This is a genomic window from Pseudomonas sp. GW822-FHT03F08 (assembly GCF_058801265.1).
In genome coordinates, this window is record NZ_JBXANC010000001.1 from 743,608 (window position 1) to 758,824 (window position 15,217).

Consider the following 15,217-nt stretch of genomic DNA (forward strand, 5'->3'; position numbering starts at 1 on the left):
CGTCGCCGCTCATGCCTATTACCCCGATTGCCAGCCGTCCCCACGACCACTCCCATTGCGTCCACAGCGCCCTGTCCGAGGCCGATGCCTTGTGTGCACAGAAAGGCCTGCGCCTGACCGCATTGCGTCGGCGGGTGCTGGAACTGGTCTGGCAGAGCCACAAGCCACTGGGTGCCTACGACATTCTGGCGGTGCTCAGCGAGCAGGACGGCCGCCGCGCTGCGCCGCCGACCGTGTATCGCGCGCTGGATTTCCTGCTGGAAAACGGCTTGGTGCACCGAATCTCCTCGCTGAACGCCTTTGTCGGCTGCGTTCACCCGAAACACTCGCACCAGGGGCAGTTCCTGATCTGCCGCGAGTGCCACGCCGCCATCGAGCTTGAGCAAAAAACCATCAGCGATGCGATCGTCCACAGCGCCAAGGACGTCGGCTTCATCGTCGAGGCCCAGACCGTCGAAGTGGTCGGCCTCTGCTCCGGTTGCCGGGGGGCTTGATGAGCGATGCGTTGATCCGTCTGGAGCAGGTGGCTGTCCGGTTTGCCGGGCAGAACGTGCTGGACAACATTCACCTGAGCGTCGAACCGGGGCAGATCGTCACCCTGATCGGCCCCAACGGCGCCGGCAAGACCACGCTGGTGCGCGCCGTGCTCGGGCTGTTGAAGCCCGACAGCGGCAGCGTCTGGCGCAAGCCGAAACTGCGCATCGGCTACATGCCGCAAAAACTGCACGTCGATCCGACCTTGCCGCTGTCAGTGCTGCGCTTCCTGCGGCTGGTGCCGGGTGTTGATCGTCCGCGTGCGCTGGCGGCACTCAAGGAAGTCGGCGCCGAGCACGTCATCGACAGCCCGGTGCAAAGCGTTTCCGGCGGCGAAATGCAGCGCGTGCTGCTGGCCCGGGCGCTGTTGCGCGAGCCGGAACTGCTGGTGCTCGACGAGCCGGTGCAAGGTGTCGATGTGGCCGGGCAAGCCGAGCTGTACAGCCTGATCACCCGCCTGCGCGACCGTCATGGCTGCGGCGTGTTGATGGTCTCCCACGACCTGCATCTGGTGATGAGCACCACCGACCAGGTGGTGTGCCTCAACCGTCACGTCTGCTGCTCCGGGCATCCCGAGCAGGTCAGCGGCGACCCGGCTTTCGTCGAGTTGTTCGGCAATCACGCGCCGAGCCTGGCGGTCTATCACCACCATCACGACCACGCCCACGACCTGCACGGTTCGGTGGTCAAAGGGCCTGTGACGGGCCAACCTCACGTTCACGGAGATAGCTGCAAGCATGGCTGATTTTCTGTTCTACGCCCTGCTTGCAGGTCTGGCGCTGGCGGTGGTCGCGGGGCCGCTGGGCTCGTTCGTGGTCTGGCGGCGCATGGCCTATTTCGGCGACACCCTGTCCCACGCCGCGCTGCTCGGCGTGGCGCTGGGCTTTCTGCTGGATGTCAGCCCGACCGTTGCGGTCACCGTGGGCTGCCTGCTGCTGGCGGTGCTGCTGGTAACCCTGCAACAGCGTCAGCCACTGGCGTCCGACACGTTGTTGGGTATTCTTGCGCCGAGCACGCTCTCTCTCGGGCTGGTGGTACTAAGCTTCATGCATGAAGTGCGGATCGACCTGATGGCCTATCTGTTTGGCGATCTGTTGGCGATCAGTCCGACTGACCTTGCATGGATCCTCGGTGGCAGCGCGGCGGTGCTGGTGCTGCTGGTGACGCTGTGGCGGCCGTTGCTGGCAATCACCGTGCACGAAGAACTGGCCCGGGTCGAAGGCCTGCCGGTGGCCGGTTTGCGCATGGCGCTGATGTTGCTGATCGCGGTGGTGATCGCCGTGGCGATGAAAATCGTCGGTGTGTTGCTGATTACGTCGCTGTTGATCATCCCGGCAGCTGCGGCACAACGTCACGCCCGCTCGCCGGAGCAGATGGCACTGGGCGCGAGCCTGCTGGGCATGCTCGCCGTGTGTGGCGGGCTGGCGTTGTCCTGGTTCAAGGACACCCCGGCCGGCCCGTCAATCGTTGTGACGGCGGCCGCACTGTTTCTGCTGAGTTTTGTTCTGCCCCGTCGAGGGGTGTAGACTTGCTCGTTTTTTGCGCAAATAGAGAGTCGCAGGAATGAAGCCGTTCGCCTCCCGTTATCTGCTCCTTGTCGCATTTTCAGTGCTGCTGGGCGCCTGCCAAAGCACGCCGCCGGTGGCCGAAGCCCCCGATGCGCGGGCCACGGCCATCGCACAGCTGGAGCAAAGCCTGGCCAGCAGCGAACTGGCCACAGCCGAAGACCAATTGGCAGCCTTGCAGGCCGAAACGCCCAACGATCAGTCCCTTGAGCAATACCAGCGCCAGTTGGCCGAAGCCTATCTGCGCCGCAGCCAGATCGTCCTGCAGAAGGGCGATGTGAATGCTGCCGCAACTGCTTTGGCCCGGGCCCGCGCGCTGATGCCCAAGGCCCCGGCGCTGACCGGTGGCGTCAACGGTGCTATCACCGAAGCCCGCAAGGCTGAGCTGGAGAAAGCCGAAGCGGCACTTCAGGCCGCCGAAGCCAAGCCGAAAGCCAAGGTGATCGATCCGACCGCCGAAAGCACCACGGTTGCGCTGAATATCACCGATAGCCGCAAACTTCGCCGTCAACTCGACGCGATCGCCGCCGATGTGGTGAATTACGACTGTGCGGTGAGCATTCAGGCGCCGCGCACCAATGATTACCCGTGGCTGGCGACGTTGATCACCAAGCGCGTGAAGAAGCTCGATCCGGATTTCGATCTGCAGATCGAGAAACAGATCTTGCGCACAGTTCCGGCACAGATGGTCTTGAGCCCACGCAAACCTTGAATGACCGCAGCCTGCATTTCGCAGGCTGCGGTTTTTTTCAGGCCGGAATCGCCTTGGCCTTCGCTTCCCGATCCCAGACCCGATGCTGCCCGATCGCCGCAAAGAACGACTTGGTCAGCGCTTTCACATCCTTGCCCTCGATCAGCCCGGCATCCACCTCCAGCTTCAACACATCCAGTAACTGCCTGGCGTCGCCTTGCAGCGCAATTGCCTTCAGGTGTTTGTAAGCCTCCAGCAGGTAATGCAACGCCACGCCGTCACCACTCAACACCTTGACCGACGCCGCGCCACCCGGCACGAACACCGCGTCGAACGCCACCGAAGGCAAACCTTCCATCGACGCATCCACCGCCAGGCTTTTGCCATCGGCTGTCTTTACCGGCGCCGAGGTCGGGCCGAGCAATTTGGCATGCGCACCTTCTGCCGCCAGAGCCTTCTTCATCGCATCGATCGCTGCACCATCGACACCATTGGCCGCCAGAATCGCCACTTTTCGCGTCTTTATGTTCTCCGGCAACAGGTTGGCCTGACTCAGGGCCGGCGAGTGATCCAAAGATGTCTTGCGTACCTCGACCGTGCCTTTGGCCGGCGCTGGCAACCCAAGGTTGTGCGCCACGCGCTTGGCCAGTTCCAGGTCGATGTTGGCCAGAATCTCGTTCACTTCCCGGGCCCGAATGTGCTCCCGCTCAACCTTGCCCAGTTCGAAGCTGTAGGCCGAAATGATGTGTTCCTGCTCGTGCTTGCTCATGCTCTTGAAGAACAGCCGCGCCTGGGAGAAGTGATCGCTGAACGACTCGCTGCGCTGACGGATCTTGTTGGCGTCGATGCGTTCCGGGTAGCTTTCGAACCCGCCGTCCTGCGCGGCCGGTGGAGTTTCTTTCGGCCAGCCGCCATCAATCGAGTTCGGCTCGTAGGACGCGCGACCCTTGTCGATTACCGTGCGGTGCTGGGCATCGCGCTGGCCGTTGTGGAAGGGCACGACCGGGCGATTGATCGGCAGCTCATGAAAGTTCGGCCCGCCGAGTCGGCTGATCTGCGTGTCGGTGTAGGAAAACAGCCGGCCTTGCAACAATGGGTCATTGGAGAAGTCGATGCCCGGCACGATATGGCCGGGGCAGAACGCGACCTGTTCGGTTTCGGCGAAGAAGTTGTCCGGGTTGCGGTTGAGGGTCATCTTGCCCAGCGGCGTGATCGGGACGATTTCCTCGGGAATCAGTTTGGTAGGGTCGAGGATGTCGAAATCGAAGTCGTGCTCGTTTTCCTCCTCGATGACTTGTACGCCAAGTTCCCATTCCGGGTAGTCCCCGGTCTCGATGGCCTCCCAGAGGTCGCGCCGATGGTAGTCAGTGTCTTTACCCGCCAGCTTCTGCGCTTCGTCCCACACCAGCGAACAGGTGCCGGCGGTGGGGCGCCAGTGGAATTTGACGAAGCGCGATTTGCCCTCGGCGTTGACCAGCCGGAAAGTGTGCACGCCGAAACCCTGCATGCTGCGCAGGCTTTTCGGGATGGCCCGGTCGGACATGGCCCAGATGACCATGTGCGCCGATTCCGGCACCAGCGACACGAAGTCCCAGAACGTGTCGTGAGCCGAGCCGCCGGTGGGCATTTCGTTGTGCGGCTCGGGTTTTACCGCGTGGACGAAGTCGGGAAACTTGATCGCGTCCTGAATGAAGAACACCGGCATGTTGTTGCCGACCAGGTCGAAATTGCCTTCATCGGTGAAGAACTTCACGGCAAAACCACGCACGTCGCGCACGGTATCGCCGGAGCCGCGTGGCCCTTGCACCGTGGAAAAGCGTACGAAAACCGGGGTTTTCTTCCCCGGATCCCGTAGGAAACCAGCCTTGGTCAGCGCCGAATGGTTCTCGTAGGTTTGAAAGAAACCATGTGCACCTGTGCCGCGGGCATGGACGATACGCTCGGGAATCCGCTCATGGTCAAAGTGCGTGATTTTCTCACGCATGATGAAGTCTTCGAGAAGCGACGGCCCACGGGGCCCGGCCTTCAGCGTGTTCTGATTGTCAGCGATCTTCACACCCTGATTGGTGCGCAGGGCCTGGCCGGTGGCGTCGGAGCGAAACTTTTCCAGGCTGTCGAGTTTGGCGTTGGTGTTGGCGCGATCCGGGGTGTTGGTCCCGGCCAGTTGGCTTTTGTCGGTGGCAGGCTTTTTGGTACTCATCAGACGTAAACTCCTCGTTTGACCCCGGTCGCGCCGGGGCTCTTGAGTGGTTCCCGGGCACGGTACCCGGAGTTTCAAGTCGCTTAACTAGTGACTGACGAGGGTTTTTGCCGTTCCTTTTTTATGACCTTTGATCGCGTTATTGCCAAATGAAAGGTTGAATGCGGAATAAATGCTAATAACCTCTATACGGACAGGCTAAAATGCGCGCCCGGCTAACCGCTGATCCTTTTCCAACGCGCCCCACAAGGTTCGCTACGTGATCGAGTTTCAAAACGTCCATAAGACTTACCGCGTCGCCGGTAAGGACATCACCGCGCTGCATCCGACGAGTCTCTCCATCGAGAACGGTCAGGTGTTCGGCCTGATTGGCCATTCCGGTGCGGGAAAAAGTACCCTGCTGCGTCTGATCAATCGCCTGGAAGAATCCAGTGGCGGCAAGATCATTGTCGACGGCGAAGAAGTCACCGCGCTGGACGCCAACGGCCTGCGCCGTTTCCGTCAGCAAGTCGGGATGATCTTCCAGCACTTCAACCTGCTGGCGTCCAAGACCGTGGCCGACAACGTCGCGCTGCCGCTGACCCTCGCCGGTGAACTGTCCCGCGCCGAGATCGACCAGCGTGTGGCCGAGTTGCTCAAGCGCGTCGGTTTGTCCGATCACGCGAAAAAATTCCCGGCGCAGTTGTCCGGTGGCCAGAAGCAGCGCGTCGGTATTGCCCGTGCCCTGGCGACCAAACCGAAAATCCTGCTGTGCGACGAAGCCACCAGCGCCCTCGACCCGCAGACCACCGCGTCGGTGCTGCAACTGCTGGCCGAGATCAACCGTGAGCTGAAGCTGACCATCGTGCTGATCACCCACGAGATGGACGTGATCCGTCGTGTGTGCGATCAGGTGGCGGTGATGGACGCCGGCGTGATCGTCGAGCAAGGCTCGGTGGCCGAGGTGTTCCTGCATCCGAAGCACCCGACCACCAAGCGTTTCGTCCAGGAAGACGAGCAGATCGACGAAAGCGAGCAGCGCGATGACTTCGCTCACGTGCCGGGCCGCATCGTACGTCTGACCTTCCAGGGCGAAGCGACCTACGCGCCGTTGCTCGGAACCGTCGCCCGGGAAACCGGTGTGGACTACAGCATCCTGGCCGGTCGTATCGACCGCATCAAAGACATTCCTTACGGGCAATTGACCCTCGCCGTCACCGGTGGCGACATGGACGCGGCGTTCGCCCGCTTCACCGCCGCTGACGTTCACATGGAGGTGTTGCGCTAATGGCAGACCTGATGAGTTTCTTCACCAATATCGACTGGTACGAAATCTGGCTGGCCACTGGCGACACCATGATGATGCTCGGCGGTTCGCTGCTGTTCACCGTGTTGCTCGGCCTGCCGCTGGGCGTGTTGCTGTTCCTGTGCAGCCCGCGTCAGTTGCTCGAAGCCAAAGGCGTGTACGCCTTGCTGTCGCTGGTGGTGAACATCCTGCGTTCGCTGCCGTTCATTATTCTGTTGATCGTGATGATCCCGTTCACCGTGCTGATCACCGGCACCTCGCTGGGTGTGGCCGGTGCGATTCCGCCGTTGGTGGTAGGTGCAACGCCGTTCTTCGCGCGGCTGGTGGAAACCGCTCTGCGTGAAGTCGATCGCGGCATCATCGAAGCGACCCAGTCGATGGGCGCGACCACCCGGCAGATCATCATGAACGCCTTGTTGCCGGAGGCCCGTCCGGGCATCTTCGCGGCGATTACGGTGACGGCGATTACACTGGTTTCCTACACCGCAATGGCGGGTGTGGTCGGCGCCGGTGGCCTGGGTGACTTGGCGATTCGTTTCGGCTACCAGCGTTTCCAGACCGACGTGATGATCGTCACCGTGGTGTTGCTGCTGATTCTGGTGCAAGTGCTGCAAATGGCAGGCGACCGACTGGTCGTTCACTTTTCGCGCAAATAACCGGTTTTGTAATGACATGAGCCGGCCATTCGCTGGCAGGCGCCAGACGGGCGCCGTAAAAAGGAGTTAGCTGAATGAAAAAACTGATCGTTGCCCTGGCTGCCGTTGCAGCGTTCTCGGCTCACGCCGACGAAACCCTGACCGTTGCCGCCACCCCGGTGCCGCACGCGGAAATCCTCGAATTCGTGAAGCCGGTTCTGGCCAAAGAAGGCGTGGATCTGAAGGTCAAGGTCTTCACCGATTACATCCAGCCGAACGTGCAGGTGGCCGAGAAGCGTCTGGACGCCAACTTCTTCCAGCACCAGCCGTACCTCGATGAGTTCAACAAGGCCAAGGGCACCAGCCTGGTCGCCGTGACCGGCGTGCACCTGGAGCCGCTGGGCGCTTACTCCAGCAAGATCAAGAAGCTCGACGAGCTGCCAAGCGGCGCCAACGTGGTGATCCCGAACGACGCCACCAACGGCGGCCGTGCGCTGTTGCTGCTGGCCAAGGCTGGCGTGATCACCCTGAAGGATCCGACTAACATCCTGTCGACCGTCAAGGACATCGCCCAGAACCCGAAAGACCTGAAAATCCGTGAACTGGAAGCCGCGACCATCCCGCGCGTGCTGACTCAGGTCGACCTGGCGCTGATCAACACCAACTACGCGCTCGAAGCCAAGCTGGATCCGTCCAAGGACGCGCTGATCATCGAAGGCAACGACTCGCCTTACGTGAACATTCTGGTGTCCCGTGCGGACAACAAGGACAGCGACGCCATGAAGAAACTGGCCGCTGCGTTGCACAGCCCGGAAGTGAAGAAATTCATTACCGAGAAGTACAAAGGCGCGGTGTTGCCGGCGTTCTAATCTGATCGTGCCCATGCTCTGTGTGGGCATGCATCCCCGGACGCTCCGCGTCCACTGGGACGCAGAGCGTCCCTTGCTGCATTCCCACGCAGAGCGTGGGAACGATCAAAAACGAAAAAGGGGACGCCAGTGGCGTCCCCTTTTTTGTGCGTTCAGCGTTTACTTGCGGTTCAACATCACCGGCAACTGCGCAACCAGCTTGGCATTATTCAACGGCGCACGAATAAACCCACGCTGCGTCCCGTCCGGCCCGATCACCGCAAGGTTTCCGCTGTGATCAACGGTGTAGTTCGGCTTGCTGGTGTCCGCCGGAATGAAAGGAATGCTCACTGCGTTCGCCACCTTTTGCAGCTCCTCGATCGACTTCGGCGTCAGGCCGATGAACTGAGGATCGAAGTACCCCAGGTACTGCTTCAGCTGCGCAGGGTTGTCGCGGTTCGGGTCGACGCTGACCAGCACGATCTGCAACTTGTCCACAGCATCCTTCGGCAATTCGCTCTTGATCTGGCGCAGTTGGGCGAGGGTGGTCGGGCAGATGTCCGGGCAGAAGGTGTAGCCGAAGAAAAGCAGGCTCCACTTGCCCTTTAGCTCGTTGACCGTGACCGGTTGGCCGTCCTGATTGGTCATCGTCACGTCCGGCAGGTTGCGGCTTTGCGGCAGCAGGATGATGCCGGCGTCGATCAGCGCAGTCGGGTCGCCCTGGCCCTTGCCGCTCAGCACTTTGTTGACGGTCAGGCCGAGGATCAGCGCGATCACGGCCACGAGGATGAAGACGGTTTTCTGGGTTCGAGTCATAGGTTCAACAGTAAGTAGTGGTCTACGAGCAGGGCGATGAACAGCAGAAACAAGTACCAGATAGAGTACTTGAAGGTGTTGATCGCCGCGTGCGGCCGAGTGCCACGGTACAGCACCACGGCCCATTGCAGAAACCTTGCACCCAGGCCGAGGGCGCAGATCAGGTACAGCGCGCCGCTCATGTGGATCACATACGGCAACAGGCTGACCGCCAGCAGGGCGAAGGTGTACAGCAGAATGTGCACCTTGGTGTAGTGCTCGCCGTGGGTGACCGGCAGCATCGGAATGTCGGCCTTGGCGTATTCCTCTTTGCGGTGGATCGCCAGCGCCCAGAAGTGCGGCGGGGTCCAGGCGAAGATGATCAACACCAGCAGCAACGGTTCGGCGCTGACGTGGCCGGTGGCGGCGGTCCAGCCAAGCAGCGGCGGGGCGGCGCCGGCGAGGCCGCCGATGACGATGTTCTGCGGTGTCGCGCGTTTGAGGAATCCGGTGTAGATCACCGCGTAGCCGAGCAGTGAGGCCAGGGTCAGCCACGCGGTCAACGGGTTGGTGAAGGTCAGCAGCAATGCCTGGCCGAGCAGCGCCAGCACCAGTGCAAAGGTCAGTGCAGCGGCAGGCGAGACTCGGCCCTCGGCCAGCGGCCGTTTGTGGGTGCGCGCCATGACGGCGTCGATGCGCCGGTCCACCACGTGATTGACCGCCGCCGCACCACCGGCACACAGCGCGATCCCCAGGTTGCCGAACACCAGCACCGTCCACGGCACGCCGGCGCGGGTCGCGAGGAACATGCCGACCAGCGAGGTGATCAGCATCAGCACCACGACTTTCGGTTTGGTCAGCTCCAGGTAATCTCGCCACAACGCCTGCGCGGGACGTTCGCCGATCAGAATCGCCATGGCGTCTCTCCTTTTATCGTGATGGGCGCCGCCGACTGTTTACGCGGGCTCAGGTGCCAGCGCGCAAGCATCGGTTGCTTGACCCGAACCAGACTGGTTCGCGCGTGATAGTTGACCAGCACCATGGTCAGCAGCAGGGCTGCGCCGCCGGCGTTGTGCGCCACGGCCACCGGCAGCGGCAGGTGAAACAGCACGTTGCTGATGCCGAGGGTGATCTGCGCGCCGAGGGCGATCAGCACCAGCCCGGCCAGCCGCGTCATGCCCACGACTTTCAGTTGCCACGCCAGACCGAGCAGGACAATCGTCACCAGCAGAGCGCCGATGCGGTGGGTCAGGTGAATTGCCGTGCGCGCATCGCTGTCGAGTTGCCCGCCGAGGTAATTGGGGCCGATGTGTTGGGTCAGGTGAAAGCCGTTGGCGAAGTCCGCCGGCGGCAGCCATTGGCCGTGGCAGGTCGGGAAGTCGATGCAGGCCACCGCCGCATAGTTGGAACTGACCCAGCCGCCGAGGGCGATCTGGCCGATCACCAATAGCAATCCGGCGGTGGCCCAATATTGCAGGCGCTTGGGTACGGTCAGTGCCGGCAACACGCCGGACAGTCTCAATGTCAGCAGAAACAGCAGGCTCAAGGTCGCGAAGCCACCAAGCAAATGCCCGGTCACCACTTGCGGCCAGAGCTTGAGCGTCACCGTCCACATGCCGAACGCGGCCTGGGCGAACACCACCGCCAGCAGAAACAGCGGCAGTTTCAACGGTTGCCCCGGATGCCGACGATTGACCCACGCGCGTCCGGCCAGAATCGAGATCAGCATGCCGAGGGTGCCGGCGAAGTAACGGTGGATCATCTCGTTCCAGCCTTTGTGCGCCTCCACCGGCGAGTCGGGGTAATGCAGTTCGGCATGGGCCAGTTGGGCTTCGCTTTTCGGCACGCTGATAAACCCGTAGCAGCCGGGCCAGTCCGGGCAGCCGAGTCCGGCGTGAGTCAGGCGGGTGTAGGCGCCGAGCAGCACCACGATCAGCGCCAGCAGGGTGGCAAACAGCGCGAGGCGAAATCCAGGTTTGGCCATGACGATGCCCTTATCCGATGTTCGACAGTTTCAGCAGGTGGCGCAGGTCGTTGAGCAGATCCTTGCCCTTGACGCTCGGGTCGTAGCGCAGCACGAGATTGCCGTGGGGATCGATGATCCACAGCTGTGGCGTGGTTTTGTCGCCGGTGGCTTTGCTGAACGCGGCGCTATCCAGTGGGTAACGTTGCAGCTGTGGATATTCGCGGCTCAGCTTGGCTTCGTAGTCGGCCGTCAGCGGTTGCGCGGCAGCGAGTGCATGGCTGGCGCGACCGGCATCGCGGCCGAGGCCGATCTGGATCTGCCGCGCCAGGTACACCAGTTGCTGGCAGTCCACCGCGCAGTCCTTCGGCGCGGTTACCAGCATCTGCCAGCGTTCTTCGTCAGCCGCTACGCCGAGGTCGGCACGGCTCTGGCCGTTGCCGATCAGTTCGCCGTGATAGCTGCGACCGTCCGGCACCCAGAATTGCAGCTTGTACATGCCGGTGGCGAGGATCATCGGACCGATCACGCCGAGCAGGATCAGCAGCAGTTGAATGCGGCCGCGACGGCGACTGGCCGGGGCTTTTGCTTCAGACATGCTGGGTGGATTCATGGCCGCTCCCATGGTGTTTCTCCTTTGCGTTGTGCCAGCCGAGATAGAGGTAAAGACAGAACAGGGCGGTGGCCATGGCGAACCACTGCACGGCGTAACCGAGGTGTTTTTCCGGGCCCATGGCAACCACCGGCCAGTCGGCCTGATAGCTGGCGGGACCGGGTTCTGCGCGTAATTCATAGGCGAAGCCGTCGCGCTCGAGGGTTTTCCACCATTTGGCGGGTTCGACGGCGGTGACGGTTTGCGGCCAGGTGCTGCTGACCGGGTCGGCGTGCAACTGGAAGGTCGCGCCGGGGGCGACATACACCCAGGCGTCGACATTCACGGCATCGGCCGGTGTCTTGAATTGCGGGGTAACGCGCCGGTCCGGCCACGGCAGCCAGCCACGATTGACCAGCAGCCACAGGCCGGTGCGCTGATCCTGAAACGGTTGCAGCAGCTCGACGCCGACCTTGCCGTCACGTTGACGGTTGTCCAGCAGCAGGCTGTGGGCGGCATCGAACTGGCCGTGCAGATGCACCCGGCGAAAGGCCGGATCGGTGCTGTGCACCAGCTCGGTGCTGGCCATCGGTTCGGCGGCGCGGCGTTCGGCGTAGCTGGCGAGCAGGGCGGTTTTCTCCGCACCCCGGCCCAGCTGCCAGAAGCCCAGCGAAATCAGCAGCGGCAGCAGCAAGGCGACCACCAGCGTCGGCACGACGCCCGGCCGGAAGCGCTTCATGGCCGCGCCAGAAAAGCAGTGAATGCGACCGCTATACTTGATTGCATCGCCTGTACCCCCGGAGTCTTCCCATGCTCAAAGCAGCTATCGTCCTGATGCTGATTGCCACGGTGATCAGCCTGTTCAGCGGCCTGTTTTTCCTGGTCAAGGACGACAGCAGCTCGAATCGCCTGGTCATCGCCTTGAGTGTTCGGGTGGCATTGGCCGCTTGCACCGTCGGCTTGATTGCCTGGGGTTTCTACAGCGGCCAACTGGTGTCGCACGCGCCTTGGTAGCTCTGTCCTTCAGAGCACGTAAACGAAGATGAACAAGCCGATCCACACCACATCGACGAAGTGCCAGTACCAGCTCGCCGCTTCGAAGCCGAACTGGTGCTCGTTGTCGAAGTGGCCGCGCATGATCCGCATCAGCATCACGAACAGAATGATCGTGCCGATGGTCACGTGGGCGCCGTGGAACCCGGTGAGCATGAAGAACGTCGCGCCGTAGATGCCGGAACCGAGGGTCAGGCCCAGTTCGTGATAGGCGTGCATGTACTCCTCGGCCTGCAAGGCGAGGAAGCCGCAACCCAGCAGCACGGTGATCAACAGCCACAGCTTCAGCGCACCGCGATGACCTTTCTTCAGGGCGTGGTGAGCGATGGTGATGGTCACGCTGGAGCTCACCAGCAGGATGGTGTTGATCAGCGGCAGGCCCCACGGGCTGATGACTTCCTTGGGCGGCGGGAACAGTTTCGGGTCGGGTGTGTGCAGCAGCGGCCAGGTGAACTGGAAGTTCGGCCAGAGCATGTGGGCGATGCCTTTGGTGCCTTCGCCGCCCAGCGCCGGACCGGAAATGTGCCGCACATAGAACAGCGCGCCGAAGAAGGCGATGAAGAACATCACCTCGGAGAAGATGAACCAGCTCATACCCCAGCGGAACGAGCGGTCCAGCTGCGGGCTGTACAACCCCGCCCGGCTTTCCTTGATCACTGTGCCGAACCAGCCGAACAGCATGTACGCCAGCAACAGGCCACCGACGAAAAAGATCAGCGGGCCGTGGGATTCCGGGCGCGCTGCCTTCAGATCGTTGAACCAGGTCGCCAGGCCGTACACCGTGGTGACCATGCCGATGGTCGCGACGATCGGCCATTTGCTCTGGGCCGGGACGTAATAGTGCTCATGAGTTGCCATTTATTGTTCTCCTTATCGGGCACGCTTAACCGCCAGTGTTTGCAGCCACCGGAGGATGTCGGGCGGTGATATCGAACAGCGTGTAGGACAGCGTCAGGTGCTTCACGTCCTTGGGCATGTCGCGGTCAACGATGAAACGCACCGGCATCTCGATCTGCTGACCGGGCTGCAGCACCTGCTGGGTAAAGCAAAAACATTCGGTCTTGTGGAAATACGCCGCCGCTTCGCTCGGGGCGATGCTCGGTACGGCCTGGGCGCTCATCGGTTTGTCGGTGGGATTGCGCGCGATGAAGATCATCTCGTTGACCGAGCCGGGGTTGGCCGTCAGTTCGTCATGCTTGGGATAGAAATCCCAAGGCATGTCGACATTGTTGGTCGACAGGAACTGCACCCGCACCTGCCGGGACTTGTCCACAACCTGTTCGCCTTCGTACTGCCCGGCGGTCTTGCCGTTGATGCCGAACGCCTTGCACATCACGTCGTAGATCGGCACCAGGGCAAAACCGAAGACAAACATCGCCACCACCACGCCGAGCAGTCGGGTCACCAGTTTCTTCAGCGATATCGAGTCAGCCATGGCGGCGGCCCTCAAGGGCTACGGGTTTCATTTCACTTCCGGCGGCGTGGTGAAGGTGTGATACGGCGCCGGCGACGGCACGCTCCACTCCAGGCCTTCGGCGCCATCCCACGGTTTGGCCGGTGCCGGCTCGCCACCGCGGATGGTCTTGATCACGATGAACAGGAAGAAGATCTGCGTGGCGCCGAACATGAACGCGCCGATCGACGAGACCATGTTGAAGTCGGCGAACTGCAGGTTGTAGTCCGGAATCCGCCGTGGCATCCCCGCCAGTCCCACGAAGTGCATCGGGAAAAAGGTCAGGTTCATGCCGACGAAGGACAGCCAGAAGTGCAGCTTGCCCAGGGTCTCGTCGTACATGTGGCCGGTCCACTTCGGCAGCCAGTAATAAGCCGAGGCGAAGATCCCGAAGATCGCCCCCGGCACCAGCACGTAATGGAAGTGCGCCACCACGAAGTAGGTGTCCTGGTACTGGAAATCCGCCGGGGCGATGGCCAGCATCAGCCCGGAGAAACCGCCGATGGAGAACAGGATCACGAACGCCACGGCAAACAGCATCGGCGTCTCGAAGGTCAGCGAGCCTTGCCACATGGTGCTGGCCCAGTTGAACACCTTCACCCCGGTCGGCACCGCGATCAGCATCGTCGCGTACATGAAGAACAACTCGCCCACCAGCGGAATGCCCACCACGAACATGTGGTGCGCCCAGACGATGAACGACAGGAACGCGATGCTCGCCGTGGCGTAGACCATCGAGGTGTAGCCGAACAGCGGCTTGCGCGAGAAGGTCGGGATGATCTGGCTGACGGCGCCGAAGGCCGGCAGGATCATGATGTACACCTCGGGGTGGCCGAAGAACCAGAACACGTGCTGGAACAGCACCGGGTCACCGCCGCCGGCGGCACTGAAGAAACTGGTGCCGAAGTGGATGTCCATCAGCATCATCGTCACGCACCCGGCCAGTACCGGCATCACCGCGATCAGCAGGAACGCGGTGATCAGCCAGGTCCAGACGAACAGCGGCATTTTCATCAGCGTCATGCCGGGGGCGCGCAGGTTGAGGATGGTGGCGATCACGTTGATCGCGCCCATGATCGAACTGATCCCCATCAAGTGGATGGCGAAGATGAAGTAGGTCACGCTTTCCGGCGCATAAGTCGTGGACAGCGGCGCGTAGAAGGTCCAGCCGAAGTTCGGCCCGCCGCCGGCGGTGAACAGGGTCGAGACCAGCAGCAGGAACGCCGCCGGCAGCAGCCAGAAGCTGAAGTTGTTCATCCGTGGCAGCGCCATGTCCGGTGCGCCGATCATCAACGGGATCATCCAGTTGGCGAGGCCGACGAACGCCGGCATCACCGCACCGAACACCATCACCAGCCCGTGCATGGTGGTCATCTGGTTGAAGAACGCCGGTTCGACGATCTGCAGACCGGGCTGGAACAGCTCGGCACGGATCACCATGGCGAACGAGCCGCCGAGCAGGAACATGCAGAACGCGAACCATAGGTACAACGTGCCGATGTCCTTGTGGTTGGTGGTCAGCACCCAGCGCATCAGGCCTTTGGCGGGGCCGTGGGCGTGGTCGGCATGACCGTGGTCATCGATGACAGCGCTCATGGCCGGT

Annotated in this window: 17 protein-coding genes; 8 read left to right on the forward strand and 9 right to left on the reverse strand. The window is 62.0% G+C overall.

The window, feature by feature from the left end; all coding sequences use genetic code 11:
• The first annotated feature begins 11 nt into the window (after positions 1 to 11).
• The 4 genes from zur to AC1RME_RS03490 are packed head-to-tail and all read left to right on the forward strand — an operon-like array spanning position 12 to position 2,811.
• Entirely contained in the window at positions 12 to 494 is a 483-nt protein-coding gene (gene zur, locus AC1RME_RS03475; RefSeq protein ID WP_011331783.1) for a zinc uptake transcriptional repressor Zur, read from the forward strand.
• Positions 494 to 1,279 carry a zinc ABC transporter ATP-binding protein ZnuC gene (znuC, locus tag AC1RME_RS03480; RefSeq protein ID WP_096822428.1) on the forward strand — a complete coding sequence of 262 codons (786 nt, stop codon included), beginning with the start codon at positions 494 to 496 and terminating at the stop codon, positions 1,277 to 1,279. The genes zur and znuC overlap by 1 nt, the downstream gene beginning before the upstream one ends.
• Entirely contained in the window at positions 1,272 to 2,060 is a 789-nt protein-coding gene (znuB, locus tag AC1RME_RS03485; protein WP_065260666.1) for a zinc ABC transporter permease subunit ZnuB, read from the forward strand. The genes znuC and znuB overlap by 8 nt, the downstream gene beginning before the upstream one ends.
• A gap of 37 nt (positions 2,061 to 2,097) precedes the next feature.
• Entirely contained in the window at positions 2,098 to 2,811 is a 714-nt protein-coding gene (locus AC1RME_RS03490; RefSeq protein WP_102621160.1) for a PA5502 family lipoprotein, read from the forward strand.
• A gap of 37 nt (positions 2,812 to 2,848) precedes the next feature.
• Here AC1RME_RS03490 and katE read toward each other — a convergent pair whose 3' ends face one another.
• Positions 2,849 to 4,990, reverse strand: coding sequence for a catalase HPII (katE, locus tag AC1RME_RS03495; RefSeq protein ID WP_096822430.1), 2,142 nt, complete (start codon positions 4,988 to 4,990; stop codon positions 2,849 to 2,851).
• A gap of 259 nt (positions 4,991 to 5,249) precedes the next feature.
• Here katE and AC1RME_RS03500 point away from each other — a divergent pair, with 259 nt between their 5' ends.
• From AC1RME_RS03500 to AC1RME_RS03510, 3 genes are all read left to right on the forward strand, one after another.
• Positions 5,250 to 6,257, forward strand: a complete 1,008-nt coding sequence (locus tag AC1RME_RS03500) for a methionine ABC transporter ATP-binding protein (RefSeq protein WP_096822431.1) — start codon at positions 5,250 to 5,252, stop codon at positions 6,255 to 6,257.
• The gene (locus AC1RME_RS03505) at positions 6,257 to 6,931 is read left to right on the forward strand and encodes a methionine ABC transporter permease (protein ID WP_096822432.1); all 675 of its coding nucleotides are present in this window, start codon (positions 6,257 to 6,259) and stop codon (positions 6,929 to 6,931) included. Before AC1RME_RS03500 ends, AC1RME_RS03505 begins: the two co-directional genes overlap by 1 nt.
• 74 nt (positions 6,932 to 7,005) lie before the next feature.
• Positions 7,006 to 7,779 (forward strand): MetQ/NlpA family ABC transporter substrate-binding protein, encoded by a 774-nt coding sequence (locus AC1RME_RS03510; protein WP_096822433.1) that lies wholly within the window; start codon positions 7,006 to 7,008, stop codon positions 7,777 to 7,779.
• 159 nt (positions 7,780 to 7,938) lie between these two features.
• Here AC1RME_RS03510 and AC1RME_RS03515 read toward each other — a convergent pair whose 3' ends face one another.
• The 5 genes from AC1RME_RS03515 to AC1RME_RS03535 are packed head-to-tail and all read right to left on the reverse strand — an operon-like array spanning position 7,939 to position 11,847.
• Positions 7,939 to 8,574, reverse strand: coding sequence for an SCO family protein (locus AC1RME_RS03515; RefSeq protein WP_085733848.1), 636 nt, complete (start codon positions 8,572 to 8,574; stop codon positions 7,939 to 7,941).
• Positions 8,571 to 9,470 (reverse strand): heme o synthase, encoded by a 900-nt coding sequence (gene cyoE / locus AC1RME_RS03520; protein WP_096822434.1) that lies wholly within the window; start codon positions 9,468 to 9,470, stop codon positions 8,571 to 8,573. Before cyoE ends, AC1RME_RS03515 begins: the two co-directional genes overlap by 4 nt.
• Positions 9,458 to 10,537 carry a COX15/CtaA family protein gene (locus AC1RME_RS03525; RefSeq protein ID WP_096822435.1) on the reverse strand — a complete coding sequence of 360 codons (1,080 nt, stop codon included), beginning with the start codon at positions 10,535 to 10,537 and terminating at the stop codon, positions 9,458 to 9,460. The genes cyoE and AC1RME_RS03525 overlap by 13 nt, the downstream gene beginning before the upstream one ends.
• A gap of 10 nt (positions 10,538 to 10,547) precedes the next feature.
• Positions 10,548 to 11,141, reverse strand: coding sequence for a PA_0111/PP_0108 family redox-active disulfide protein (locus AC1RME_RS03530; RefSeq protein ID WP_192559408.1), 594 nt, complete (start codon positions 11,139 to 11,141; stop codon positions 10,548 to 10,550).
• Complete coding sequence (locus AC1RME_RS03535) at positions 11,107 to 11,847, reverse strand: SURF1 family protein (RefSeq protein ID WP_096822437.1); 741 nt, start codon at positions 11,845 to 11,847, stop codon at positions 11,107 to 11,109. Before AC1RME_RS03535 ends, AC1RME_RS03530 begins: the two co-directional genes overlap by 35 nt.
• A 71-nt stretch (positions 11,848 to 11,918) precedes the next feature.
• Here AC1RME_RS03535 and AC1RME_RS03540 point away from each other — a divergent pair, with 71 nt between their 5' ends.
• A complete protein-coding gene (locus AC1RME_RS03540; protein WP_065260656.1) occupies positions 11,919 to 12,122 on the forward strand; it encodes a twin transmembrane helix small protein in 204 nt (67 codons plus the stop codon).
• Between the two features lie 9 nt (positions 12,123 to 12,131).
• On the opposite strand, the gene AC1RME_RS03545 is transcribed toward AC1RME_RS03540, so the two are convergent.
• The 3 genes from AC1RME_RS03545 to ctaD are packed head-to-tail and all read right to left on the reverse strand — an operon-like array spanning position 12,132 to position 15,210.
• Positions 12,132 to 13,019, reverse strand: coding sequence for a cytochrome c oxidase subunit 3 (locus tag AC1RME_RS03545; protein WP_085733844.1), 888 nt, complete (start codon positions 13,017 to 13,019; stop codon positions 12,132 to 12,134).
• A gap of 25 nt (positions 13,020 to 13,044) precedes the next feature.
• Positions 13,045 to 13,596, reverse strand: coding sequence for a cytochrome c oxidase assembly protein (locus AC1RME_RS03550; protein WP_096822438.1), 552 nt, complete (start codon positions 13,594 to 13,596; stop codon positions 13,045 to 13,047).
• 27 nt (positions 13,597 to 13,623) lie between these two features.
• Positions 13,624 to 15,210, reverse strand: a complete 1,587-nt coding sequence (gene ctaD, locus AC1RME_RS03555) for a cytochrome c oxidase subunit I (protein ID WP_085713028.1) — start codon at positions 15,208 to 15,210, stop codon at positions 13,624 to 13,626.
• Positions 15,211 to 15,217 lie beyond the last annotated feature (7 nt).